Here is a 25,113-nt window from a genome sequence, read left to right as displayed (position 1 = left end):
GAGTGCCGCGTGATCGATCATCACCTTCCTCTGACAGACCTCCACCGCCATCTTGATGGCAATATCCGTGCGCAGACGATTCTTGAATTAGGACGTGAGTTTAATGTTCAGCTGCCCGCCACCAGCCTGGAACAGCTGCGGCCACACGTGCAGGTAACCCGCAACGAGCCAGATTTAGTGAGCTTTCTCAACAAACTGGACTGGGGGGTTAAGGTTCTGGGATCACTGGATGCCTGTCGCCGTGTCGCTATGGAAAATGTGGAAGACGCCGCCCGGGCAGGCATTGATTATGCCGAACTGCGTTTCTCGCCGGGCTATATGGCGATGGCACATAATCTGCCCATTAGCGGCGTGGTGGAAGCGGTGGCGGACGGCATCCGCACAGCCTGCCGGCAGGTGGCTGTCGAAGTACGCCTGATTGGCATTATGAGCCGTACTTTTGGCACAGAAGCCTGCCTGCGCGAGCTGGAAGGCCTGTTGGCACATCGCGATGCCATCACGGCGGTTGATCTGGCCGGAGATGAACTTGGCTTTCCCGGCAGCGAATTTTTACACCATTTTAATTGTGCTCGTGATGCCGGATTCCACATTACCGTCCACGCCGGTGAAGCCGCCGGGGCTGAAAGTATCTGGCAGGCTATTCGTGAACTGGGTGCAGAACGCATTGGCCATGGTGTGCGGGCAATTGATGACCCTGCCCTGATGGATTTCCTCGCCGTGCAGGGTATTGGCATTGAGTCCTGTCTCACGTCCAACATTCAGACCAGTACCGTGGCGTCGCTGGCAACCCATCCGCTAAAAGCGTTTCTGGAACATGGCATTCTGGCGACGATAAACAGTGATGACCCGGCGGTTCAGGGTGTTGATTTGCCGGATGAATACCGGCTGGCTGCACCGGCAGCCGGCCTGACGCCAGCGCAGATACATCAGGCCCAGCAAAACGGGCTGAAGGTGGCCTTTCTCAGTGAGGCAGAAAAACAGGCGTTGTGCCAGCGGGTAGCCGGTTAAACCCTGGCCCCTGCCGCGCGGGGGCCAGGCAACGCAGAGATCACCTACTTACAGGACAGGGTCTGGCGCTTTTCTGAAGATTGTAATCCCAGTTCAATCAGCTCCATTACCTGAATGGCCTGGTCTGCGCTGACCGGATTGCTGCCGCGTCCGCTAATGGCATCGCGAATTGCGGCGTAATAGGCCGGGTAATTCCCCGGGGTGGTCAGCAGACTCTTCCCGACCAGGCTGTCGCCCTGCTGCAGGGTTAATAGTCCGTCACGCATATCATAGCCCCAGTCCTGCTGCGGTGGACGAACACCCGCCTTCAGGCTGTCTTCCTGCGGGTCCAGCCCATACTTAACATAACTGCCTTTGGTGCCGTGAATCTGATAACGCGGCGATTCAGCCGCAACCAGCATGCTGGCATGTAATACCACGCGTTTTTGCGGATAAATTAACTGAGCATGAAAATAGTCGGTGGTTTGCGCACCGGGACGTAATTCAGTCATATCAACGTTAATGGCTACCGGAGAGCCAAACAGTTGTAACGCCTGATCCAGTAAGTGCGGGCCAAGATCGTACCAGATACCGCTGCCGACACCTTTCTGCTCACGCCAACGCTGACGCACCTCCGGGCGAAAGCGATCAAAATGGGATTCAAAATAACGCACTTCCCCCAATTCGCCACTGGCCAGCAAACTCTTCACCGTAAGAAAATCACTGTCCCAACGTCGGTTATGAAAAACCGATAGCATTAATCCCTGCGCCTGAGCCAGTGCATTCAGCTCATGCGCTTGTGACAACGTCACTGTAAACGGTTTATCGACAACCACATGCTTACCGGCTGTAAGCGCCGCTTTTGCCAGTGGAAAATGTGTGTCATTAGGCGTAGGGATAACAATAACCTGCAGATCCGGATCATCAAATAAGGTCTGTGCATCATCCACAACCTGCACGGCTGGCCAGTCTGCGTGCACTTTGCCGGCATCACTACTCGACACCGCTGCCAGTTCCATATCTGCGGTTCCGGCAATCAGCGGTGCATGAAATGTTTTACTGGCATAGCCGTACCCCACCAGGCCAACACGAATTTTTTCGCTCATTGAAATTCCTCTCATTCTCGGATGTGAATGATTTAAGTCGAAAGCGGCAGACAGAACAAGGTGTAAAGTGCCGAAAGCCGACAAAAATAACCATTGTGACCTTATCACAACAGCGACTTACTCGTCGCATCAGGCGGCCAGCGATGCGGATAATTTAGCGTCTGTTCATCGGTTGCTGTGCGCTATGTCAGCGCATCCCGCTGACAAAAAAAGTGTGCAAACGGACAAACGCGTTTGTGGCACAAGCAAATGCAGCCCGGCTTGCTGATATCGGCTCTTTGTTGAAATGAGGTTTACTTATCCAGATTAGAATGTTTCAGATAGGCATATCTTAGCCGTTGTCTGCTGATTAAAAACCACTCATTGCACCCGCTGCTGTAGCCATGCTGCGGCTCAGTGAATATTTTGTCATGCATTTTTGAGCGTAATTCTTAAATTCACGGCTTTATGCGTTTTTTACTATATAACCAGTAAAACATCATCATATACTCATCACTCGCTCTTGCAGGACAATTTGCCACTATCATGACAGTTCACGATTTTCTGTTAAAATTTCGCAAAGTAAATAATCAGGACAGCCTTGAAAAACTTTTCGATCATCTAAATTATACCCTGACCGATGACCACGACCTTATCAATATGTATCGGGCTGCCGACCATCGTCGGGCAGAACTGGCCTCTGGCGGCCGCTTGTTTGATTTAGGCTGCGTGCCGAAATCCGTCTGGCGCTATGTAGTGTAAATAAGCCTGAACGGGTGAATTTGCCGGAAAAATACGTATAATCCCCTCCCGGCTGTCAACGACAGCACCTGTCTGTTGCCCGTAATGAGGATTCGTTTTGATACAGCAATCAAAACCGCGTATTGGTGGCTGGTTATGGTTACCGTTAATCTGGCTAGCGCTCTCTCTGCTGACCAGTACCCTGGTCATCGTCCACTATTACCGCTTTCTGCTTGATACGCAGGTGCGCAATCATCTTTTTGCCCAGACGGCCAGTCTGCTGGTTCCGTTACTGTTATCGCTGCTCACCGCGACGCTGCTCTGGTTATATACGCTGTGGATTAGCTGGTTATTTTATCAGCGTTCAGGACGACTACCGCGCCACTATATTATCTGGCTGCTATTGACGGTTATCCTGGCGATTAAAAGCTGGGCCTTTTCACCGGTTAGCGATGTAATTGCTACCAGAAATCTGTTAATTTCTCTGCTGACTGCAGCAATTTTCGCTATTTATCTGCGACGTTCTGCCAGAGTTAAAACGACCTTTACCGCGCCATGAAGCTGTTACAATCCGGCAATTTTATTCAATAGTGCGCTCTGCCCAGCTTTACGGATTAACCCTGGGTGCAGATGGTTGTCGCTGGCGCCCGAATCGCCGATAATTATTGCTTTCATTATTCAGGCTAAACCATGACCGAATACCTGCTGTTATTTATTGGCACCGTACTGGTGAATAATTTCGTTCTGGTAAAGTTCCTTGGCCTTTGTCCTTTCATGGGTGTTTCCAAAAAACTGGAAACGGCAATCGGAATGGGACTTGCCACCACCTTTGTGATTACGCTGGCCTCGATTTGCGCGTGGCTGGTCAATCATTTGATCCTGCTGCCCCTTGATCTGACCTATCTGCGCACCATGGCCTATATTCTGGTCATTGCCGTTGTAGTGCAGTTCACCGAAATGGTAGTCCGTAAAACCAGTCCGGGCCTTTACCGGTTGCTGGGCATATTCCTGCCGCTTATTACCACCAATTGCGCGGTGCTGGCGGTGCCTTTGCTAAGCGTCAACCTCAATCACAGTTTTCTTCAGGCGGCAGTATTTGGCTTCAGTGCCTCACTGGGCTTCTCACTGGTGATGGTGTTGTTTGCCGGCTTGCGCGAACGCCTGGTGCTGGCGGATGTACCCGCACCGTTTAAGGGCAATTCTATTGCCCTGATCACCGCCGGACTGATGGCGTTAGCCTTTATGGGCTTTAGCGGACTGGTTAAATTCTGATGACGGCTATCTGGATTGCGATTGCGGTACTCAGCGCACTTAGCCTGTTTTTTGGCGGTCTGCTTGGCTATGCCTCACGGCGCTTTAAAGTTGAAGATGATCCCATCGTCGAGCAAATCGATGCACTTTTACCGCAAAGTCAGTGTGGTCAATGTGGCTATCCTGGCTGTCGTCCCTATGCCGACGCCGTCGGTAACAATGGCGAAGCGATAAATAAATGTGCGCCCGGTGGGGAACAAACCATGCTGAAGCTGGCCGCCTTACTGAACGTAGAGCCGCAATTTCTTGACGGTGACGCAGAAATACGTGAGCCGGTGAGAAAAGTAGCCTGGATCGATGAAGCCAACTGTATTGGTTGTACCAAATGTATTCAGGCTTGCCCGGTTGATGCCATTGTTGGTGCTACCCGCGCAATGCATACCGTACTAAGCGATGTGTGCACCGGTTGCGATCTCTGCGTTGCTCCCTGCCCGACCGACTGCATCGACATGCGGCCGGTTGCCGTTACGCCAGCCAACTGGAAATGGAATTTGGACACCATTCCGGTACGCGTTATCCCAGCGGACAGTCATGCATAACCTGTTAAAGCTGTTTAAAAAAGATCGTATCTGGGATTTCCAGGGAGGCATTCATCCTCCGGAAATGAAAACCCAGTCAAACGCCACCCCTCTGCGTCAGCTTCCGCTGGCCTCGCAGTTTATTATTCCGTTAAAACAGCATATCGGCCATGATGGCGAGATCTGTGTAACGCCCGGCGATAAAGTGTTACGCGGCCAGCCGCTGACCTTTGGCCAGGGCCGCATGCTACCGGTTCATGCCCCAACCTCCGGTACGATAACGGCTATAGCCCATCATATGACGGCTCATCCTTCCGGGCTGAGCGAACTGTGTATTTTTCTGCAAGCAGATGGTGATGATCGCTGGACGCCGCGTAATCCGCTGAACGACTATCGGCAGCGTCCGCGCAGTGAAGTTATTAACCATATTCACCAGGCCGGTATTGCCGGGCTGGGCGGTGCGGGCTTTCCTACCGCTGTCAAACTGAAAGGTGCGCAGGACAGTACGCGCACGCTGATTATCAATGCCGCAGAATGCGAGCCTTATATCACCGCAGACGATCGTCTGATGCAGGATTGCGCAACCGAGGTAGTGGAAGGTAGCCGCATTCTGGCCTGGATTTTACAGGCAGAAACCACACTGATTGGCATTGAAGATAATAAGCCCGAGGCGATTTATGCCCTGCAGCAGGCCCTCGCGGGTCAGGATACCTTACAGTTACGTATCATCCCGACGAAATACCCATCCGGCGGCGCAAAACAGCTGACTAAAATCCTCACCGGCAAAGAAGTTCCCCACGGTGGCCGCTCGTCAGATATTGGCGTACTGATGCAAAACGTCGGCACCGCTTATGCAGTGAAACGTGCGGTCATTGACGGCGAAGCGCTTACCGAACGCGTAGTTACCCTTACCGGCGAGGCAATTGGCCAGCCCGGTAATGTCTGGGGACGCTTTGGTACTCCGGTAAGTCATCTGTTACGGCATGCCGGTTTTACAGCGCAGGCCGAACAAATGGTGATTATGGGGGGACCACTGATGGGCTTCACCCTGCCGTCACTGGATGTGCCGGTGGTGAAAATAACCAACTGTCTGCTAGCACCTTCTGCTAATGAGATAGGTCAGCCCGAAGCAGAACAATCCTGCATTCGTTGCAGTGCCTGTGCGGATGCCTGCCCGGCAGCCTTACTACCCCAGCAGCTATACTGGTACAGCCGTGGTGGCGACCATGATAAAGCCCGGGCACACCATATTGATGATTGCATTGAATGCGGCGCGTGCGCCTACGTCTGTCCGAGTAATATACCGCTGGTACAATATTACCGGCAGGAGAAAGCCGAATTACGGGCTATTGATCTTGAGGCTAAACGCACCGCACAAGCAAAAGCACGTTTTGAAGCGCGCCAGAACCGTCTGGAACGCGAAAAACTGGCACGGGAAGCTCGCCATCAACAGGCCAAAACCGCAGTGAGTGAGCGCGATCAGCAGACGATTAATGCCGCCCTGCAACGGGTGAAAGAAAAAAATAGTCACGCGACACGCCCGGTTGAGGTTCAGGCTGGCAGCATACCGGATAATAGCGCTATTATCGCCCAGCGCGAAGCACGTAAAGCCGACGCTCGCGCCCGGCAGGCGGCCATCCAGGCCGAAACCGAACCGCTAACCCGGCAGAACACAGATCCGCGTAAAGCTGCGGTCGAAGCGGCCATTGCCCGCGCTAAAGCAAAAAAAGCCGCGCTCACCGACAGCAGCAGTACCGCTGACGCCCCTCCCGCAGAGGATGCGCGTAAAGCCGCGATCGAGGCGGCCATTGCCCGCGCTAAAGCAAAAAAAGCCGCGCTCACCGACAGCAGCAGTACCGCTGACGCCCCTCCCGCAGAGGATGCGCGTAAAGCCGCGGTCGAGGCGGCCATTGCCCGCGCTAAAGCAAAAAAAGCCGCGCTTACCGACAGCAGCAGTACCGCTGACTCCCCTCCCGCAGAGGATGTGCGTAAAGCCGCGGTGGCGGCGGCCATTGCCCGCGCTAAAGCAAAAAAAGCCGCGCTTACCGACAGCAGCAGTACCGCTGACGCCCCTCCCGCAGAGGATGCGCTTAAAGCCGCGGTCGAGACGGCCATTGCCCGCGCTAAAGCAAAAAAAGCCGCCCGACAGCAAAAACAAGAGGAATAAATGGCGTTTCGTATTGCAAGCTCTCCCTATACACATAATCGCCGCAGTACCAGCAGAATTATGCTGCTGGTAGTCTTTGCCGCTGTGCCAGGTATAGCCGCCCAGTGGTATTATTTCGGCTGGGGAAATATTATCCAGGTGACGATTGCCGTTTTCACCGCCCTGTTAACAGAAGGTTTCGCCTTAAAATTACGTCGCAGCCCGGTACTGGCGGCACTTAACGATTATTCAGCGCTGCTCACCGCGTTGTTACTGGGCATCAGCATTCCTTCACTGGCTCCCTGGTGGGTGGTGGTTATCGGTACCGCCTTTGCCATTGTCATTGCTAAACAGCTATACGGCGGACTGGGTCAGAACCCTTTTAATCCGGCGATGATAGGCTATGTTGTGCTGCTGATCTCTTTCCCGGTGCAGATGACCAGCTGGCTGCCGCCGGTGGAGCTTCAGGCGTCATCCGCTGGCTTTATCGATTCACTGGCTGTTATTTTCAGTGGCCATAGCTTCAGCGGACAAACGCTTCATCAGTTACGTGAAGGGATAGATGGCATCAGCCAGGCCACGCCGCTGGATAATTTTAAAACCGGATTAACGGCCGGTCATTCCGCCAGCCAGCTACTGGCGCAACCCATTTACAACGGTGTGCTGGCAGGCGCTGGCTGGCAGTGGGTCAATCTTGGTTTTCTGCTTGGCGGCCTGTTTTTAATTCGCTGCCAGGCGATCCGCTGGCATATTCCAGTCAGTTTCCTGCTATCGCTTTGTCTGTGTGCGCTTGCCGGCTGGCTGCTGGCACCCGATCGCTTTATTTCACCGCTAATGCATCTGTTTTCCGGCGCGACTATGCTCGGGGCTTTTTTTATTGCCACCGATCCGGTTACTGCCTCCACCACCAATAAGGGGCGCCTGATATTTGGCGCACTAATCGGCATGCTGGTATGGCTGATCCGCAGTTTTGGTGGTTACCCGGACGGCGTAGCGTTTGCCGTCCTGCTGGCCAATATTTGCGTTCCACTGATTGATTACTATACTCAGCCGCGCGTTTACGGTCACAAAAAGGAGTGAATATGCTGGATGTGATTCGTAAAAACGGGGTGACCCTGGCAATTTTCGCGGCAATTACCACCGGCATGACCGCGGTCATTAATGCGGTAACTAAACCAACAATTGATCATCAGGCCGAGCTGGCGCAGAAAACCCTGCTGGATCAGGTGGTACCACCGGCGATGTATAACAACAAGTTGCAGCGAGAATGTTACGTTGTCACAGATAAAGCGCTGGGTAATATGACCCCACACCACCTTTATCTGGCCCGACGCGATGGCAAACCGGTGGCGGTCGCCATCGAAACTACCGCACCGGATGGTTATTCTGGTAATATCCAGCTGCTGGTCGGCGCAGATTTCAGCGGCAGGGTTTTGGGTACCCGGGTCGTGGAACACCATGAAACGCCGGGTCTCGGCGATAAAATTGACCTGCGAATTTCAGACTGGGTCTTATCTTTCAATGGTAAAGTCGTGGCTGGCAAATCCGATCCCCGCTTTGCGGTAAAAAAAGATGGTGGTGATTTCGACCAGTTTACCGGGGCAACCATTACCCCACGCGCCGTGGTAAACGCCGTGAAGCGTACCACGCTGTTTGTGGAGACTCTGCCTCCCCAGCTTAATTCACTCACCGCCTGCGGAGAACAATGATGAGCGAAGCAAAGAATTTGCTGATTGGTGGCCTGTGGAAAAATAACTCTGCGCTGGTGCAGCTACTGGGGCTTTGCCCGTTACTGGCGGTTACTTCTACCGCCACCAATGCACTGGGGCTCGGACTGGCCACCACCCTGGTGCTGACCTGCACTAATAGCGGTATCTCGCTTTCCCGCCGTTGGGTCCCTTCTGAAATTCGTATTCCGATATACGTCATGATTATTGCCGCCGTCGTCAGTTGCGTACAGATGCTGATTGCAGCCTGGGCGCCGGGGCTAAACCAGTCGTTGGGCATTTTTATTCCACTCATTGTCACTAACTGCATCGTTGTTGGCCGCGCGGAAGCCGTAGCGTCAAAAAACCGCATCCCACTGGCGGCGCTTGATGGCATGGCCATTGGTCTCGGGGCAACCAGTGTCATGGTGGTACTGGGTTCTTTACGCGAAATCATCGGCAATGGCACCCTTTTTAACGGTGCTGACCAGTTGCTTGGTCCCTGGGCAAAAGCATTGCGTATCGAAGTTTTTCATTTTGATTCACCGATGTTGCTGGCGATGTTACCGCCCGGAGCCTTTATCGGACTCGGCATGCTGCTGGCCGCGAAGTATCTGATTGATCAGAAAATGAAACAACGTGCCGCGCTGCGTGCACAAATTACCCGTGAGAATCTGCCGGGACAGACAGGAAGCACCGCGTGAATAAACTCAAACGCCGTCAGATACTTGAACGCTTACGCGCGGCCAATCCGTCCCCGACAACCGAGCTGAATTTTACCACGCCTTTTGAGCTGCTGATTGCCGTTTTGCTTTCTGCACAGGCCACCGATGTCAGCGTTAACAAAGCCACAGCCCGTCTCTATCCGGTGGCCAATACCCCTCAGGCAATGCTGGCACTCGGCGTCGATGGGGTGAAGCAATATATTAAAACTATCGGTCTGTTTAATAGCAAGGCGGAGAACGTCATTAAAACCTGCCGTATTTTACTGGAAAAGCATGGTGGCATCGTTCCGGAAGATCGCCTGGCGCTGGAAGCCCTGCCAGGCGTAGGCAGAAAAACGGCAAATGTTGTACTTAATACCGCATTCGGCTGGCCTACTATTGCCGTCGATACGCATATTTTTCGTGTCTCCAACCGCACCCGTTTCGCCCCTGGCAGTAACGTTGAACAGGTGGAAGCGCGATTACTAAAAGTGGTACCTGCTGAGTTTAAAGTTGACTGCCACCACTGGCTAATTCTGCATGGCCGCTACACCTGCGTGGCGCGTAAACCTCGCTGCGGGGCCTGTATCATTGAAGACCTGTGCGAATATCCCGAGAAAACCGAAATCGCCTGATTGTCAGCCGTTAAACAGTTACCTGACGCGCTGACTAACATATTTGCGCCAAAGATCACAAAACAAAACATTGGCGCTGTAATAACTCACTTCACCCGAATTTCACCACTTATTAACATTATCATTCACCTTACTGGCTGTTTTTCAATCTCTTCTTTCGGGTTATTTTCGACCACGATCACATCATGACAACTTATTTAACGCCCCTGCCGTTAACATCCGCATTTTATTAATTAAAAAAACCATAAACACAATATAAACGGCCATATTTTTGTTTATGATCGGTATAAAAAACCATTTGCATGATATATGGAGAAATTATCTTTCGCTGGTTATTTCTGGCGAGATTATTAGTATAAAATGTCTTATCAGGTTCTTAATGAAGACACAAATGTCGCATTCACTCCTTCAATGGCAGGTTACTCGCTATTGATAAGCCTGCTTAACCTGATAAAAAAATGCTTGCCTGCATGGCGCTAATCAGCGAAATTAGTCAGCTGTTTTTCCCCCTTCTTTATCCAAAGTCGAGAATTTTTATACAATAACGTCGACTTAATTCCTGAAATACAACAGGATTGCTAAGCCAGAGGTATAAGTGTCAACTGCAAACAACAACATCGAAGAGGCGTCGAGCCTTAACTCCTTTCGACAACCGAAGGCGTTTTATCTGATCTTTTCCATCGAACTTTGGGAACGATTTGGTTATTACGGCCTGCAGGCGATAATGGCCGTCTATCTGGTCAAACAGCTGGGTATGTCAGAATCACAATCAATTACCCTGTTCTCTTCTTTTAGCGCCCTGGTTTATGGTCTGGTGGCTATTGGGGGCTGGCTAGGTGACAAGGTGCTGGGAACCAAGCGTGTCATTATTCTCGGCGTCATCGTGCTGGCGATAGGCTATGCCATGGTGGCCTGGTCTGGCCATAATGTCACACTGGTGTACGTTGGAATGGCAACCATTGCCATGGGTAGCGGTCTGTTTAAGGCCAACCCGGCATCACTGTTGTCTACCTGTTATGATAAGGATGACCCGCGTATTGACGGTGCCTACACCATGTTTTACATGGCGATTAATATCGGTTCGTTTATTTCAATGATGCTGACTCCCTTTCTGGCCGCCCGATACGGCTGGAGCGTTGCGTTCACATTGTCTGTAATTGGCCTGGTGATTACCCTATTTAACTTTCTTTTCTGCCAGCGCCAGATAAAAAATAATGGTTCACGGCCTGACTTTGCCCCGCTGCACTTTGGCAAACTGCTCGCCACGCTGGCAGGAATTGTTGTACTGATTGCAATTGCCACCTGGCTGCTGCATCACCAGAACATTGCCCGCATTGCGCTGAGCGTGGTTGCCGTAGGGATTGTATTTATTTTTGCCAAAGAAGCCTTCTCGTTACGGGGTACCGCGCGCCGCAGAATGATCGTTGCTTTTCTGCTGATGGTTGAGGCCATTGTTTTCTTCGTGCTGTATATGCAAATGCCCACCTCACTGAACTTCTTTGCCATCCGCAACGTCCAGCACACTTTTCTGGGTTTCACTTTCGAGCCCGAGCAGTTTCAGGCGCTCAATCCGATGTGGATTATGGTGGCCAGCCCTGTGCTTGCCGCGCTGTATAATAAAATGGGCGACCGCCTGCCGATGCCGCATAAATTTGCCATTGGTATGTTGCTGTGTTGCTTTGCTTTTATGGTATTGCCGATCGGTATTCAGTTTGCCAATAACGCGGGCATTGTTTCACTTAACTGGCTGATACTAAGCTATGCGCTGCAAAGTATCGGTGAGCTAATGATTTCCGGCCTTGGGCTGGCAATGGTTGCGCAGCTGGTTCCACAGCGTCTGATGGGCTTTATCATGGGTTCATGGTTTCTGACCACTGCTGGCGCTGCGCTGGTTGCCGGTAAAGTGGCTAATCTGATGGCGGTGCCAACCAATGTCACTGACCCGTTCGAGTCGCTGCACATTTATGGTCACGTTTTTCTGCAGATTGGTATCTCAACCGGCATCATTGCCCTTCTGATGCTGCTGACCGCACCGCTGCTTCATCGTATGGCTCAGGCACCGCAAGCCTGAGTTTATTATCCCCCGCTGATGCCAATCCGTCAGGTGCCGCCCTTTTGCCGCACCTGACGTCAATAAAGCCCGGTTAAATTGCGCGTGCGCACTTTTTTTCTGTTCTGACGCGCCTATCATGGTTTCATCCGCGTTACCCACAAGGAGGCCAAGATGAAATTGTATACAAAAGCCGGTGCCTGCTCGCTGTCGCCGCATATCGTCCTGCGTGAAACCGGTCTGGATTTCACATTAGTCAACGTTGATCTGAAGAGTCATAAAACCGAAAAAGGAGAGGATTATCTGACCATCAACGCCAAAGGTCAGGTTCCCGCTTTACAGCTGAACGATGGTAGCGTGCTTACCGAAGGACAGGCTATTGTGCAGTATCTGGCAGATTTAAAACCGGACCGTCACCTGCTTGAAGCGGTGGGCAGCATGACCCGTTATCAGACGCTTGAGTGGCTCAGTTATATTTCCAGTGAACTGCACAAAGGCTTTACCCCGTTGTTTCGTGCCGATACCCCCGAGGCGATGAAACCACAATGCAGGACCCAGCTTGAGCACAAATTCCGTTATGTTGATAGCCAGTTGCAGGGTAAAAGCTGGCTGGTTGGACAACATTTCACGGTTGCAGATGCCTATCTTTTCACCGTATTACGCTGGGGTCATGCCATGAAGCTGAATCTGGCGGCGCTGACGTCTCTTGAAGCCTGGCGACAACGCGTTGCCCAGCGGCCTGCCGTTATCGCTGCACTGCAGGCTGAAGGGCTCAGTTAATACAAAGCTGTCAGGGGGCGCAAGCCCCCGGTTTATGACAATTTCTCCGCAGAAAAATGCTGTTGCGGATGGGCAATATGTTCCTGGGCGGCCACTAGCTGTAGCTCATATTCGCCCATCTGATGAGTTGTCAGCATCACTTCATACACCGCTGCGGTGACGTGCTCCAGTGCCGCCTGTAATCCTTTGCCATGCAACAGGTTTACCAGCAGCAGTCCGCTGGTCAGATCACCAACGCCAACCGGTTGCCGCACGCCAAAATCCACTAACGGGCGGTTAATGTGCCACGCTTCCCCGGCGGTAACCAGTAACATTTCAAAACGATCGCTGCGCCGGCCGGCGCGTGCCAGATGTTTTACCAGCACAATACGCGGACCCCGGTTAATCAGCGCGCGACAGGCACCAATTGCCTCGTCAACAGAGGTAATGCTTTGACCACTGAGCATTTCCAGCTCAAGCAGATTAGGCGCCACAATATCCGCCGCCGGCAGCGCGCTGTTAATATGAAACTCCGCCACACCGGGGGCTACGATGCAGCCTTTTTCCGGATGGCCCATCACCGGATCGCAAAAATACCAGGCATCAGGATTAGCGGCTTTAACCCGGCGAACAATTTCAAGGATCTGCTCTCCCTGCTCCGCAGAGCCAAGATAGCCGCTCAGTACTGCGCTGCAGGTTTTTAATCTGTCAATGTCGGCAATCCCCTGTGCAATGTCGGTCAGGTGCTGTGCCGGCATGACAATCCCGGTCCATTGTCCATATTGTGTATGGTTAGAAAACTGCACCGTATTCAGCGGCCAGACGTTAGCCCCTAAGCGCCGCATAGGGAATTCCGCCGCGCTATTACCGGCATGACCATAGACAGTATGAGACTGAATAGAAAGAATATTTTTCATAAACCCCGAACCTCCCCGACCAAAGAAAAGGGCCGGTTATTCCCGGCCCTTTATTATCCGCTATGACGGTTGCCAGCAGACAAGGCAATAGTGTTTTTTACCGCGCCGTAACAGGGTATAGCGCCCAAACAGTTTATCAGTACTGTTAAAGCGATATTCGGCATCACTTTGTTTTTCACCATTAATACTGACCGCGTTGGACATAATCATCGTTCGCGCCTGGCCCCGTGAAGGTACCAGCTGCGCATTGACCAGCGCCTGCTGCAAGTCGTCCTGTGGCTGCAAGGTGATTGTTGGCATGCCATCCTGAGCCAGCTGCTGAAAGTCAGCCTCAGTCAGGGCGCTCAGCGTACCGGAAAACAAGCTTTCGGTAATGCGTTTTGCCGCACTTAGTCCCGCCTCACCATGTACCAGCCGGGTGACCTGTTCTGCCAGTACGTATTGCGCGCGCGGCGCCGTGCCGCTATCCCTGTCTTCCTGTTCCAGGCGCTGAATATCCTCAATACTGAGGAAGGTGAAAAACTTCAGAAAGCGATATACATCAACATCTGCCGTGTTTATCCAGAACTGGTAAAATTTATACGGACTGGTTTTTTTCGCATCCAGCCATACCGCGCCACCTTCTGTTTTACCAAATTTGGTACCGTCTGCTTTGGTGATCAGCGGCACGGTCAGCCCCCAGGTCTGCTGCTGATGCAGGCGGCGGGTGAGATCGATACCGGAGGTAATATTGCCCCACTGGTCAGAGCCACCTATCTGTAAAACTACGCCGTAGCGTTTATTAAGTTCAGCAAAATCAAATCCCTGCAAAAGATTATATGAAAACTCAGTATATGAAATACCCTGGTCTTCACGATTGAGTCGTTGCTTTACCGCCTCTTTATTAATCATCTGATTGACGGAAAAATGCTTACCGATATCGCGCAGAAAAGTCAGCACACTCATTGCGCCGAACCAGTCATAATTATTGGCGGTAATGGCACCATTGTCACTGTCATCGAAGCGCAAAAACGGCGCCACCTGACGGCGGATTTTCTCTACCCACTCATTGACTGTTTCACTGGAATTTAGCTTGCGTTCAGCGGCTTTAAAACTGGGATCACCGATAAGCCCGGTGGCCCCCCCCACCAGCGCAACCGGCTTGTGGCCAGCATCCTGGAAGCGTTTCAGACACAAAAGCGGAACCAGATGGCCCAAATGCAAGCTGTCTGCGGTGGGATCAAAGCCGCAATACAAAGCAATTGGCCCTTGCGCCAGCCGCTCTGCTAACGCTGCCTCGTCCGTTACCTGAGCCACCAGGCCCCGCTCCTGCAATTGTTGAATCAGGTTACTGCCAGTCATCTAACGCTCCATGAAAACATCTGTACCTATGCTGGTACACAGCTTTCCGCTGAAATGCGGATAAAATGAGGGGTATAGCATAAAGCGCTGACGCACATCCTGCCAGCGCTTAAGGGGAATATTTGTCAGGTTCAGGGTGCCAGCCGGTCTATCTGCCAGCCTTTATCATCTCGCTGGTAAATAAAACGGTCATGCAAGCGGTGCGCGCCGCCCTGCCAGAATTCCACCGTGTTGATTTTTATACGATAGCCGCCCCAGAAACTGGGTAGTGGAATCTCGCCTTGCTGGAATTTTTGTTTCATTTCCAGAAATTTAGCTTCCAGCACGCCACGGGCCGATAAGCGACTGGATTGCGCCGATGCCCAGGCACCTATCTGACTGTCGCGCGGGCGGCTGTGGAAATAGCGTACGACTTCGCGCATTGTCAGTTTTTCTGCCACCCCTAACACCATTACCTGGCGTTCCAGCAAATACCAGGGGAAATGCAGGCTGATACGCGGGTTGTTTTCCAGATGATGTGCCTTGCGGCTGCCAAGATTGGTATAAAACACCATACCTTGCGCATCAAAATGTTTCAGCAGTACGATACGCTGATAGGGTTGCCCCGTCTCATCAACCGTCGCCACTGTCATCGCGGTGGGGTCAGGTAAACCGGCCTCCATCACCTGATTCAGCCAGTGACTGAACAGTTGCAACGGATCCGCCGGCAAATCTTTGCGACGTAACCCACCGCGGGTATACTCACGACGCAGGCTGGCAATATCCTGCAAAAGCGCCTTATCACTCATGGCTTGATTCTCTTATGCTGATAGCTCATTGTTGCAGCTGGCAGTCGTTAATTACAATTTTGTCATTACGTTCAACGAACGCCCCGTTACCTTTTGACCAGAATACATAGGTATCATTAGCATAACGTGTACCTGAAGCGGCCGGTGTCGCTTTCAGCAACTGCGGAGTTCCATCCAGGATCAGTTTTACCTGCTGCAGATGATTATCCAGCGTCACGGTCAATGGCAGCGTGCCGCAAACATAATGCAGGGTGGATAATTGTGACAGCGGTTGCGGATGCATACTATTGCAGCCCGCCAGTAATGCCCCTGCTAGCCACAGTATTATCTGACGCATTTTCATTGGTTATTCCCTTTTCAGTGTCGCGGATGATTTGCCGGAAAAATGGCGCCAAGCACGGTCTCCTCGCGCGCGCCGGTCACCGCCGGCAGATTGCCCGGTAAGCCGCTTAACGTGCGCCAGGCAAGCCAGGCAAAGGCCAGTGCCTCCATATCATCGCCATTGATACCGACGTCATCAGTACTGGCCACTTCGGTGCCGGCCAGAGCGGCAATAATACGCGCCATCAACAGCGGATTACGGCTGCCTCCGCCGCAAACCAGTAAACGATCGCAGCCACCGTTGAGCATAATCTGTTCAGTAATAGTGATGGCCGTCAGTTCAGCCAGGGTTGCCTGAACATCCTCAGGCCGCAGCGCGCTAAAGGCGCGGAGCTGAGTTTCCAGCCAGCTGAGATTAAAATATTCCCGGCCGGTACTCTTCGGTGCAGGCAGCGCAAACCAGGGGTCAGCCAGCATCCGCTTTAACAATGGCCGTACTATCTCGCCTTGTGCTGCCCATTCACCGTTATTATCCCAGGCTTTGCCCTGCTGGCGCCAGATCCAGGCATCCATTAGCATATTACCCGGACCGGTGTCATAACCCAGCACCGTCTGCCCCGGAAATAACAACGAAAGATTGGCGATTCCGCCAATATTAAGAATCATGCGCCGTTCCTGCGGATGCATCAAGACCGCCTGATGAAACGCCGGCACTAAGGGCGCACCCTGTCCTCCCAACGCCATATCTCGCCGACGAAAATCACCAACGACGCAGATACCGGTTCGGGCCGCAATAAGATTATTATCGCCAATCTGCATGCTGTGAGGGGCCTCACTTTGGGGTTCATGCCATACCGTCTGGCCATGACAGCCAATGGCCACAATATCTTCTGCGCTAAGCTGTTCCTGCTTAAGCAGTGCTAATACCGCGTCAGCAAATAACATCCCTAACCGGTGATCAAGCTGTCCCAGCTGGGATAAGGTTACAGGCTGCCCCTGACAGACAGCCAGGATTTGCTGGCGCAGACCGGGGGGCATAGCACAAGTGTAACTGGCTTGCTGTGCGACCATATTTTCATCAATTACCGCCAGCACCACATCGACCCCATCGAGGCTGGTACCTGACATTACGCCGATATAACGCCCTGAATTCATAAACGGACCCTAACTACGCGGTTGCAAATAATAACTGTTAGCCTGGCAAAAAGTGTCTGGCAATTCTATGATTAATTATCGTTTTTTGAATTCCAACGATACCCGATCAGCTTTTATGATAGCTACGTTAACATAATTTAATTCCGGTTTAGTTTTCGTAGTCTATGCTATGGCGCTTTTCGCCGGCTTACTGGTAAAGATGATTCCAGTACGGCCTTTGCCATATAATTAAGTTGTAAGTTGGTCTTTAATTAGGTAATTAGGGCCAGTTGTTCTACAAAGGAGCGTTAACAATGATCAAGCGTTTATTTATCGTGGCATTAGCCGGAATAACGCTGGCAGGCTGCGTCAGTAATGACACGCTCTCCGGCGATACCTATAGCGCATCGGAAGCCAAGCAAGTGCAAAGCGTAAGCTATGGCACCATTGTCCACGTCCGCCCGGTGAAAATTCAGGGTGGTGACGACGGCAACGTCATCGGGGCAATTGGCGGCGCGGTACTGGGCGGATTCCTTGGTAATACCATTGGTGGTGGTACTGGCCGTAGCCTGGCAACTGCCGGCGGTGCTGTGGCAGGTGCGGTTGCAGGCCAGGGTGTTCAGGGCGCGCTGAATAAAACCAGCGGCGTAGAACTTGAAATTCGCAAGGACGATGGAAACACCATCATGGTGGTTCAGAAGCAGGCTGCCAGCCGCTTCGCGGTTGGCCAACGGGTGGTGATGGCTTCAAATGGCAGCCAGGTCACCGTTTCTCCGCGTTAAGTCCCTCTGGTATAAAACAAACGGCATCGCATGCGATGCCGTTTTGTTATTCCACTCTTTCCTTGCCGTGCAGCTCGCTAATATTGCGTTCAAGTTGCGCAATTAACCTGACCATTTGTTCTACTTCCTGACGGGAAATACCGGATAATATATCGTGCCGGGTGGCGTCTATCACATGCTCCACTTGTGTGATAATCGGCTCAGCCTGTTTAGTCAGTTTTATACGCTTTGCCCGGCGATCGTTAGGGCATGTGGTACGGGTTATTAACCCTTTTTCTTCCAGCTGATCCAGCGTGCGTACTAACGAGGGCTGTTCAATGCCAATCGCTTTGGCCAGCTGAATCTGAGATTGTTCAGGAGGTAGCTGATGAATATTATGTAATGTAACCCAATGAGTTTGAGTCAGTTCAAGCGGCTTAAGTCGATGATCGATTAACGCACGCCAGATACGCACTAATCTGGACAAATCCGTTCCTAATGATGTATCCAATTTTCTCTCCTTATAATTAGCTTGCTAGCTATCAGTCATCTCTTTTGACTATTCTGCGAGTTTACAGCACGAAATACAAATTAATGGTCAACCAACAAAATAAATGCATAGTTCTAATATAATGAACATCCCACACACCAGATAAACATTTCATCATCAGCCTGCTTGTTTCGCCAGGATATGGCATCTAACCGCGATTATTAATGCTGTTTGTTTATTTTATCTTCGTTTTTATCCCTCTGCCGGCCCGTTTCGCTATAAAAATATCCTCCGTTTTTACTTAATAATAACAGCGATGAGCTGAGCTGCACGGCAACTGACTGAGGGGGATATGTGATTGCGCAGCCCACCCGGGAACGCAGCGCACGGCGAACGATATTAAATCACGCCAAAATTTGACTAAATAGGATGATCGGGCAGCGTTATACCCATGCAGAAAACCGAACCGAAAGAGCGACAGCCACCGCCCGGTAGCGGTACGTTAAAATAAAGAGGGTTGCGCGGGATCCTGCGGCAGGTCTTGCTTTGCCGCTCGCCGCATACGAATGAAACGTTGACGACACAGGCGCAGTACTTCACGCTTCTCGCTGTCAGTAAACTTACTCCAGTTAAAGCGTTCCTCACGACTACGCAGGCAGCCACGGCAATAGCCGCGCGCATCCGCCTGGCAGATGCCACGACAGGGACTGGGAACAGGAAAAAACTCCAGCTGTTCTGCCACATGCCCTCCAGAATAAGATACAGACAGAGTAATTGAAGAGCTTCCGGCACAAATATGCAAGCCAACCGATCATAAAAGCGCATCCTGCCCTGGGATGCAGGATAAGAAGCTGTCAGGTTATTAGTGCGATTTATCACATTAATTGCAAGTCAGATTATTATTTGCTGCCCGGCGCGTATTACCCGGCATCGGTGACGACGACGATGATCCGTTTGTGCCTGGTGAGCCGTATCCGCTTGCCGTAAACCGAACGGTCTATTAGGCTGTCAGTATGAAAACAAGCCGAAATGACACCCGGGATCATGTCCTGGATACCGGAGAACGATTATGTGCCCAGCGCGGCTTTACCAGCGTGGGACTGATTGAACTTCTTAGAGAGGCGGGCATCCCTAAGGGATCGTTCTATTATTATTTTCCCTCTAAAGAAGCTTTTGGTGTCGCCATGCTTGAGCGCTATTTTGCGCGCTATGTAACACAGTTTCAGGCATGGTTTGATAATGCGCCTGACCAGCCACGTCAGCAGCTGCTCAATTATTATCAGCAGTCACTGTCCACATGGTGTCAGGACCCGACTTTTGCCGGCTGTTTATCCGTTAAAATTTCTGCCGAGGTCTGTGATCTCTCCGAGGCCATGCGCATGGCGCTCCAGCAAGGTTCACTGGCGCTAATTGCCATTATCAGCCGGGTACTTGAACAGGCCGTCGCCCGTCAGCAATTAGCCCTGGTCACCAGCACGCAGTCCACGGCGGAACGCATTTATACCCTGTGGCTCGGCGCCAGCCTGCACAGCAAAATATGCCGTAGTAACGCCCCATTAATTAATGCCTGGGAAGAGATGGCACGCATGTTACCGCTTCCTGCTTAAAAAAAACCGTTTATAGTCGACCGGTCTATAAGGAATTATTATGTCACTGAAAAAACTCTTCACCCCGTTACAACTTGGCGCCATCAGCGTGCCGAACCGAATTTTTATGGCCCCGCTGACGCGTTTACGCAGCATCGAACCGGGGGATATCCCCACACCATTGATGGCTGAATATTATCGTCAGCGTGCCAGTGCCGGCCTGATTATCACCGAAGCTACGCAAATATCTGCACAGGCGAAAGGCTACGCCGGCGCGCCGGGCCTTCACTCTGCACCGCAAATTGCCGCCTGGAAATCAATAAATCACGGAATTCATCAGGCGGGCGGGCACAGCGCGGTGCAGTTATGGCACACCGGACGGATTTCTCATCACAGTTTGCAACCGGGTGGTAATCAGCCGGTTTCTGCTTCCGCCATCCGCGCAGAAACCCGGACATCATTGCGTGACGCACAAGGTCGCGCTATCCGCGAGCAGACTTCGACTCCCCGCGCCCTGGAACATGGCGAAATTAACGGCATTGTTAATGATTTTCGTCAGGCGGTGACCAATGCCCGTGAAGCAGATTTTGATCTTGTGGAACTGCATTCCGCCCATGGCTACCTGATTCACCAGTTTCTGTCACCGGCATCAAATCAACGTAACGACGAATATGGCGGCAGTATAGAAAACCGCACGCGCTTTGCGCTTGAAGTAGTCGATGCCGCGATTGCCAGCTGGCAGGCGGATCGCATCGCTATTCGTATCTCACCGCTGGGGCCATTTAACGGACTGGATAACGGAGAAGATCAGGAAGAAGCGGCGATCTACTATCTTAAGGAACTGGCGAAACGTAAGCTGGCCTATCTGCATATTTCAGAACCAGACTGGGCGGGTGGTAAACCATACAGCACAGAATTCCGTCAGGCAATCAGAGAAAGTTATCCCGGTATTATTGTGGCTGCGGGTGGTTACAGCGCCGAAAAAGCCGAGCAATTAATTGAGCAAGGTCTGATTGATGCCGTTGCCTTTGGCCGCAGTTATATTGCTAACCCGGATCTGGTGGCCCGTCTGCAGCAAAACGCCCCGCTGAATTCGCCGCATCCTGAAAGCTTTTATGGCGGCGGCGCAGAGGGATATACCGATTATCCGCTGTTGTCAGAGTAACACCCCTTTATAAGGCGGCACTTACGCCGCTATACTGATGCTCTGCCCACTTTCTGAAGAGGATGTTATGCGCTTACTTCATACTATGCTGCGCGTTGGCGATCTGCAGCGTTCAATTGACTTTTATACCCGGGTGCTGGGCATGCGTGTACTGCGTCAGAGTGAGAATACCGAGTATAAATACAACCTGGCTTTTGTGGGTTACAGTGATGAAAGCAAAGGGGCAGTCATCGAGCTGACTTATAACTGGGGTGTGGATAACTATGAGCTGGGTACCGCTTATGGTCATATCGCCCTGGGTGTGGATGACGTGGCTGCCACCTGTGAACGTATTCGTCAGGCAGGTGGTAATGTTACCCGCGAAGCAGGTCCCGTCAAAGGCGGGAGTACCATCATTGCGTTTGTTGAAGATCCCGATGGCTATAAAATTGAGCTGATTGAAGATAAACAGGCTTCAGCCGGCCTGGGTAACTGATTCAGCATTCAGCGGGCGGCCACAACAGGCCGCCTCTGCCCGCTTTGCTGCTGCCCTGCTGCATCTCACGCTAAAGTTTGCCATAATGCGCGCTGCTATTTTTACTGCAAGAGCGTCTGATGTCTGAAACCAACGATTTTAACACCCTTGCCAGCCGGTTCCGTGGCTTTTACCCGGTGGTCATTGATGTGGAAACCGCCGGCTTTGATGCCAGCACCAATGCGTTGCTGGAGATCGCCGCCATCTCGCTGAAAATGGATCCGGACGGCTGGCTTGAGCCGGATGAAACCTGCCATTTTCATATTACACCGTTTGAAGGTGCCGTTCTGGAACCTGAAGCGCTGGCCTTCAACGGCATAGACCCCTACCACCCGCTGCGCGGCGCAGTCAGTGAATATGATGCCTTACACGCTATCTTTAAAATGGTGCGCAAAGGGGTCAAAGAGAGCGGTTGTAACCGGGCGATTGTTGTCGCCCATAATGCGACTTTCGATCACAGCTTTATGATGACCGCTGCCGCCCGGGCCGGCCTGAAACGTAATCCTTTTCATCCTTTTGCCACCTTTGACACTGCGGCGCTGAGCGGTCTGGTATTAGGTCAGACCGTACTGGCCCGGGCCTGTACCACGGCAGGTTTTGCATTTGATCAGCAACAGGCACATTCTGCTCTCTATGATACCGAGCAGACCGCACAGCTATTTTGTGAACTGGTTAATCGCTGGAAGCGGCTGGGCGGCTGGCCGCTGACTGCGGCCAGCGAATCGCTCAGCTAGCTGACTCACGGACAAAAAAAGGGCGGCCTGCCATGCCGCCATCACATTTACGCGCTGCGGCTTACTCTGCTTCTTTATATTTTTCGGCCGTGTCTTTAATCAGCTGTTGCAACTCACCGCGCTGGAACATTTCAACAACAATGTCACAACCGCCAACCAGTTCGCCATCAACCCAAAGTTGTGGAAAAGTTGGCCAGTTGGCATATTTAGGTAACTCCGCGCGAATATCCGGATTCTGTAATATATCAACATAAGCAAAACGCTCACCACAGGCAGATAGGGCCTGCACCGTTTGAGCGGAAAAACCGCAGCTTGGCAATTTTGGCGAGCCTTTCATATACAGCAGGATGGGATTTTCTGCGATCTGGCGCTGAATTTTTTCAACAGTACTCATATTTGTCTTCCTCTGAAGCATAAACTCATGTCATTTTATTGTAGCGAGAGTACGGGGTAGATGAAAATGACTATTTATCCTGGTTAAACGCGCTTTCCTTAAGGCTGGCTGTCAGCAAAGCGGTAGAATAACACGATGTAACACGGTTAAAGACAGAATAGCTTAATTTATCAACCACATGTTAGATTTTAGTAAATTAACCTGCTGATTCTGATTAATAAACCAACATTACATCACGACACAATATTGATACAAAAAACCGCTTAACTTTGGTAAAAAAACTGGATTAGAATTGCCTGGCCTTTTCTGCCGTATAGCAGAAAAAATTTAAACCATTTAGCTTCTGGTGTTGTTGGAAGCGTAACTTGTTGCTATAAACGATGCGTTTACTAATCACGCTTATTATACTGGCATTTGCCCAGTTGTTTTTGAATATGGCGCATGCTTCGCCACGGCCCGCTATTAACCTCGTTCAGCAAAAAGCTGAAAAAAGTCCCTCGCGGGAAGATGAACGTCGTAAACGACGCGCGACAAAAACGCCGGTGACGAAAAAAGTAAAACAATCACCGCAAAAGAAAAGCCGCCTGACCAGTATTCGTAATATTCGTCTAAAAAAACGACCGGTAGCGGCCAAAAAAGAAACGCATAAATTGTCGCATACCGCGCCCGCCGCAAGGACAAAAACAACGCTGAAATCTGCCAGTCATCATCAGGTTATTCCGGCGACAGCCGAATCCGCGGTGACTCCCCATCACAATCGCCGGACAGCCACGCGCAAACACTATGGCCGCAGCAGCCGCACAGAGCCGCATCTGGTCACCACGGATAACGGTAAACCCTTACAGCTGAGTAAAACGCACCTGGCTGAATTCAGTAAAGCGCGGGCAGCAGCCATGGAAAAGTTAATGAACCAGTTAGGCAAGCCCTATTTATGGGGAGGCGCTTCGCCCAGAACCGGTTTTGATTGCAGCGGCCTGGTCTGGTATGCCTTTAAAGACCTGGTGAATTATAAATTGCCCAGAACCGCTAATGAAATGTTTCATTTACGCGATGCAGCCCCCGTCAGGCGCAATCAGCTGCAACGAGGCGATTTAGTCTTTTTCCACATTCGCGGTCACAAAGCGGCCGATCATGTCGGCGTTTACCTCGGTAACGGTAAATTTATTCAGTCTCCCCGCACCGGTGAAGAAATTCATGTCAGTACGCTGGCAGACAGCTACTGGCAACGCCACTACCTCGGAGCGCGTCGGATGATGACTCCCGGCACAATTCGCTGAAGAAAACACCATTACCCGGTGGGGCAACAACAAGCGGGGAACACGTATTCCCCGCTTGTTGTTATTGCTGACCAACGGCGGCAAATCAAATCACGCGGGCAGTTTTAATTTATCCGCCATGCCCTGCTGGCGCCATTCCGGATACATGCATTAATGCCGGATAGGTAAAAAACAGCAGCTGAGTCAGATCTACGGCGACATGAAACAGCACAGCAACCCACAACCGGCCGCTCCACATCCAGGCCAGACCGTAAATAATGCCAGCCAGTGCGCTAAACAATACCAGTAAAATACCCCCCTTATAATGTAAGGCGCCAAACAGTAGCGCTGCAATCACCAGCGCCAGCACCGGATGCATAAACTGTGTAAGCCGTTGCTGTATATGGCCGCGAAATAAGCCTTCCTCGGCAAGCGCAACAAAAAAGACATTCGCCATAATAAACTGCGGCAACCAGACCGGCATGTGGAACTCCATCCGCAATGCACCCGCCAGAGTCGCGACCAGTAAAATACCCGGCACGCAAACAATCAGTAGCAGCCACTGCCAGCGGACACGCGGGTGATTTGGCGTATAGAACAGTGATTTCAGACAGCACAGTAAGACAAAAGGTACCAACGCTTTATCAAAGTTATAATAGAGACTAAAAGGCTGGCTATCCGGACTAACCTGCACAGAGTCAAGTACTTTTAGGTTATGAAAGCCAGGCATCAGATGTAACGTTAAGGCCAGTGCACTGCCCACCATCAGGGCTTCCGTCAAAAGCCGCCAGCCTTTACCAGGCTTGTAATACAACTGAATTACGGCGATAACGCCAGCCATGCCTCCCCATAACAACGCCCTCCAATCCAGTACGCCTTCAATAATGGCGGCTATCACCGTCACCAGCAATATCATCAGCGCCCATTTTGGGCGAAAAGCCAGTAAAAGTAGCGCCAGTGCCAACAGTTCCCACATTGTATTTTTCCTTTACTATTCCATTAAGTTGAACATTGAGAAGATATGGTAATGTATATGCCATGAACAACAGTACAACATCCTGTTATAAAGG

General features: G+C 51.6%; 28 protein-coding genes. 18 read left to right on the top strand and 10 right to left on the bottom strand.

Annotated features, from left to right (window positions below; genetic code table 11):
• Positions 1–9 precede the first annotated feature (9 nt).
• The gene (gene add / locus BL249_RS02435) at positions 10–1,008 is read left to right on the top strand and encodes an adenosine deaminase (RefSeq protein WP_099704906.1); all 999 of its coding nucleotides are present in this window, start codon (positions 10–12) and stop codon (positions 1,006–1,008) included.
• Between the two features lie 44 nt (positions 1,009–1,052).
• Here add and BL249_RS02430 read toward each other — a convergent pair whose 3' ends face one another.
• Entirely contained in the window at positions 1,053–2,093 is a 1,041-nt protein-coding gene (locus BL249_RS02430) for an oxidoreductase (RefSeq protein WP_099704905.1), read from the bottom strand.
• Positions 2,094–2,618: 525 nt separating this feature from the next.
• On the opposite strand from BL249_RS02430, the gene ydgT reads away from it, so the two are divergent.
• The 11 genes from ydgT (at position 2,619) to gstA (ending at position 12,663) form a co-directional block, all read left to right on the top strand.
• Entirely contained in the window at positions 2,619–2,834 is a 216-nt protein-coding gene (ydgT, locus tag BL249_RS02425) for a transcription modulator YdgT (RefSeq protein ID WP_099704904.1), read from the top strand.
• A 97-nt stretch (positions 2,835–2,931) separates the two neighbouring features.
• Positions 2,932–3,372, top strand: coding sequence for a DUF2569 domain-containing protein (locus tag BL249_RS02420; RefSeq protein WP_099704903.1), 441 nt, complete (start codon positions 2,932–2,934; stop codon positions 3,370–3,372).
• Between the two features lie 131 nt (positions 3,373–3,503).
• Entirely contained in the window at positions 3,504–4,085 is a 582-nt protein-coding gene (gene rsxA, locus BL249_RS02415) for an electron transport complex subunit RsxA (protein WP_099704902.1), read from the top strand.
• Entirely contained in the window at positions 4,085–4,663 is a 579-nt protein-coding gene (gene rsxB, locus BL249_RS02410; RefSeq protein WP_099704901.1) for an electron transport complex subunit RsxB, read from the top strand. The genes rsxA and rsxB overlap by 1 nt, the downstream gene beginning before the upstream one ends.
• Positions 4,656–6,809 carry an electron transport complex subunit RsxC gene (rsxC, locus tag BL249_RS02405; protein WP_099717013.1) on the top strand — a complete coding sequence of 718 codons (2,154 nt, stop codon included), beginning with the start codon at positions 4,656–4,658 and terminating at the stop codon, positions 6,807–6,809. The genes rsxB and rsxC overlap by 8 nt, the downstream gene beginning before the upstream one ends.
• Positions 6,810–7,868, top strand: a complete 1,059-nt coding sequence (rsxD, locus tag BL249_RS02400) for an electron transport complex subunit RsxD (protein WP_099704899.1) — start codon at positions 6,810–6,812, stop codon at positions 7,866–7,868.
• Positions 7,869–7,870: 2 nt separating this feature from the next.
• Complete coding sequence (gene rsxG, locus BL249_RS02395; protein WP_099704898.1) at positions 7,871–8,497, top strand: electron transport complex subunit RsxG; 627 nt, start codon at positions 7,871–7,873, stop codon at positions 8,495–8,497.
• Positions 8,497–9,198 (top strand): electron transport complex subunit E, encoded by a 702-nt coding sequence (locus tag BL249_RS02390; RefSeq protein WP_099704897.1) that lies wholly within the window; start codon positions 8,497–8,499, stop codon positions 9,196–9,198. The genes rsxG and BL249_RS02390 overlap by 1 nt, the downstream gene beginning before the upstream one ends.
• The gene (gene nth, locus BL249_RS02385; RefSeq protein ID WP_099704896.1) at positions 9,195–9,833 is read left to right on the top strand and encodes an endonuclease III; all 639 of its coding nucleotides are present in this window, start codon (positions 9,195–9,197) and stop codon (positions 9,831–9,833) included. The genes BL249_RS02390 and nth overlap by 4 nt, the downstream gene beginning before the upstream one ends.
• A 595-nt stretch (positions 9,834–10,428) precedes the next feature.
• Positions 10,429–11,904 carry a dipeptide/tripeptide permease DtpA gene (gene dtpA, locus BL249_RS02380; protein WP_099704895.1) on the top strand — a complete coding sequence of 492 codons (1,476 nt, stop codon included), beginning with the start codon at positions 10,429–10,431 and terminating at the stop codon, positions 11,902–11,904.
• 153 nt (positions 11,905–12,057) lie between these two features.
• Positions 12,058–12,663 carry a glutathione transferase GstA gene (gstA, locus tag BL249_RS02375; protein WP_099704894.1) on the top strand — a complete coding sequence of 202 codons (606 nt, stop codon included), beginning with the start codon at positions 12,058–12,060 and terminating at the stop codon, positions 12,661–12,663.
• A 32-nt stretch (positions 12,664–12,695) separates the two neighbouring features.
• Here gstA and pdxY read toward each other — a convergent pair whose 3' ends face one another.
• The 5 genes from pdxY to anmK form a co-directional block, all read right to left on the bottom strand.
• Positions 12,696–13,559, bottom strand: coding sequence for a pyridoxal kinase PdxY (pdxY, locus tag BL249_RS02370; RefSeq protein ID WP_099704893.1), 864 nt, complete (start codon positions 13,557–13,559; stop codon positions 12,696–12,698).
• Positions 13,560–13,619: 60 nt separating this feature from the next.
• Positions 13,620–14,900, bottom strand: coding sequence for a tyrosine--tRNA ligase (gene tyrS, locus BL249_RS02365; protein WP_099704892.1), 1,281 nt, complete (start codon positions 14,898–14,900; stop codon positions 13,620–13,622).
• A 131-nt stretch (positions 14,901–15,031) separates the two neighbouring features.
• Positions 15,032–15,688, bottom strand: a complete 657-nt coding sequence (gene pdxH / locus BL249_RS02360; protein WP_099704891.1) for a pyridoxamine 5'-phosphate oxidase — start codon at positions 15,686–15,688, stop codon at positions 15,032–15,034.
• Positions 15,689–15,713: 25 nt separating this feature from the next.
• Positions 15,714–16,025: an MliC family protein gene (locus BL249_RS02355; RefSeq protein WP_099704954.1), complete on the bottom strand. Its 312-nt coding sequence runs from the start codon at positions 16,023–16,025 to the stop codon at positions 15,714–15,716.
• Positions 16,026–16,045: 20 nt separating this feature from the next.
• A complete protein-coding gene (gene anmK / locus BL249_RS02350) occupies positions 16,046–17,164 on the bottom strand; it encodes an anhydro-N-acetylmuramic acid kinase (RefSeq protein ID WP_099704890.1) in 1,119 nt (372 codons plus the stop codon).
• 293 nt (positions 17,165–17,457) lie between these two features.
• On the opposite strand from anmK, the gene slyB reads away from it, so the two are divergent.
• The gene (slyB, locus tag BL249_RS02345) at positions 17,458–17,925 is read left to right on the top strand and encodes an outer membrane lipoprotein SlyB (protein ID WP_099704889.1); all 468 of its coding nucleotides are present in this window, start codon (positions 17,458–17,460) and stop codon (positions 17,923–17,925) included.
• Between the two features lie 46 nt (positions 17,926–17,971).
• Here slyB and slyA read toward each other — a convergent pair whose 3' ends face one another.
• Positions 17,972–18,415 carry a transcriptional regulator SlyA gene (gene slyA / locus BL249_RS02340; protein ID WP_099704888.1) on the bottom strand — a complete coding sequence of 148 codons (444 nt, stop codon included), beginning with the start codon at positions 18,413–18,415 and terminating at the stop codon, positions 17,972–17,974.
• Positions 18,416–18,896: 481 nt separating this feature from the next.
• Positions 18,897–19,136, bottom strand: coding sequence for a DUF1289 domain-containing protein (locus BL249_RS02335; protein ID WP_099704887.1), 240 nt, complete (start codon positions 19,134–19,136; stop codon positions 18,897–18,899).
• Between the two features lie 271 nt (positions 19,137–19,407).
• Between BL249_RS02335 and BL249_RS02330 the strand changes: the two genes are divergently transcribed.
• The 4 genes from BL249_RS02330 (at position 19,408) to rnt (ending at position 22,393) form a co-directional block, all read left to right on the top strand.
• Complete coding sequence (locus BL249_RS02330; RefSeq protein ID WP_099704886.1) at positions 19,408–20,001, top strand: TetR/AcrR family transcriptional regulator; 594 nt, start codon at positions 19,408–19,410, stop codon at positions 19,999–20,001.
• 40 nt (positions 20,002–20,041) lie between these two features.
• Entirely contained in the window at positions 20,042–21,145 is a 1,104-nt protein-coding gene (nemA, locus tag BL249_RS02325; protein ID WP_099704885.1) for an alkene reductase, read from the top strand.
• A 67-nt stretch (positions 21,146–21,212) separates the two neighbouring features.
• A complete protein-coding gene (gloA, locus tag BL249_RS02320; protein ID WP_099704884.1) occupies positions 21,213–21,620 on the top strand; it encodes a lactoylglutathione lyase in 408 nt (135 codons plus the stop codon).
• A 119-nt stretch (positions 21,621–21,739) separates the two neighbouring features.
• A complete protein-coding gene (rnt, locus tag BL249_RS02315; protein WP_099704883.1) occupies positions 21,740–22,393 on the top strand; it encodes a ribonuclease T in 654 nt (217 codons plus the stop codon).
• A 61-nt stretch (positions 22,394–22,454) separates the two neighbouring features.
• Here the strand turns inward: rnt and BL249_RS02310 are convergent, their stop codons facing one another.
• The gene (locus BL249_RS02310) at positions 22,455–22,787 is read right to left on the bottom strand and encodes a Grx4 family monothiol glutaredoxin (protein ID WP_099704882.1); all 333 of its coding nucleotides are present in this window, start codon (positions 22,785–22,787) and stop codon (positions 22,455–22,457) included.
• Between the two features lie 380 nt (positions 22,788–23,167).
• On the opposite strand from BL249_RS02310, the gene BL249_RS02305 reads away from it, so the two are divergent.
• Entirely contained in the window at positions 23,168–24,064 is an 897-nt protein-coding gene (locus BL249_RS02305; protein WP_099704881.1) for a C40 family peptidase, read from the top strand.
• A 109-nt stretch (positions 24,065–24,173) separates the two neighbouring features.
• Here the strand turns inward: BL249_RS02305 and BL249_RS02300 are convergent, their stop codons facing one another.
• On the bottom strand, positions 24,174–25,019 hold the full coding sequence (locus BL249_RS02300) for a CPBP family intramembrane glutamic endopeptidase (RefSeq protein WP_099704880.1): 846 nt from the start codon (positions 25,017–25,019) through the stop codon (positions 24,174–24,176).
• Positions 25,020–25,113: the final 94 nt, after the last annotated feature.

The sequence above is a fragment of the Erwinia sp. OLFS4 genome (assembly GCF_002752165.1).
Classification (GTDB): domain Bacteria; phylum Pseudomonadota; class Gammaproteobacteria; order Enterobacterales; family Enterobacteriaceae; genus Izhakiella.
The sequence above is the reverse complement of the archived record's forward strand: the minus strand, read 5'-3'. Positions and strand labels throughout refer to the sequence as shown.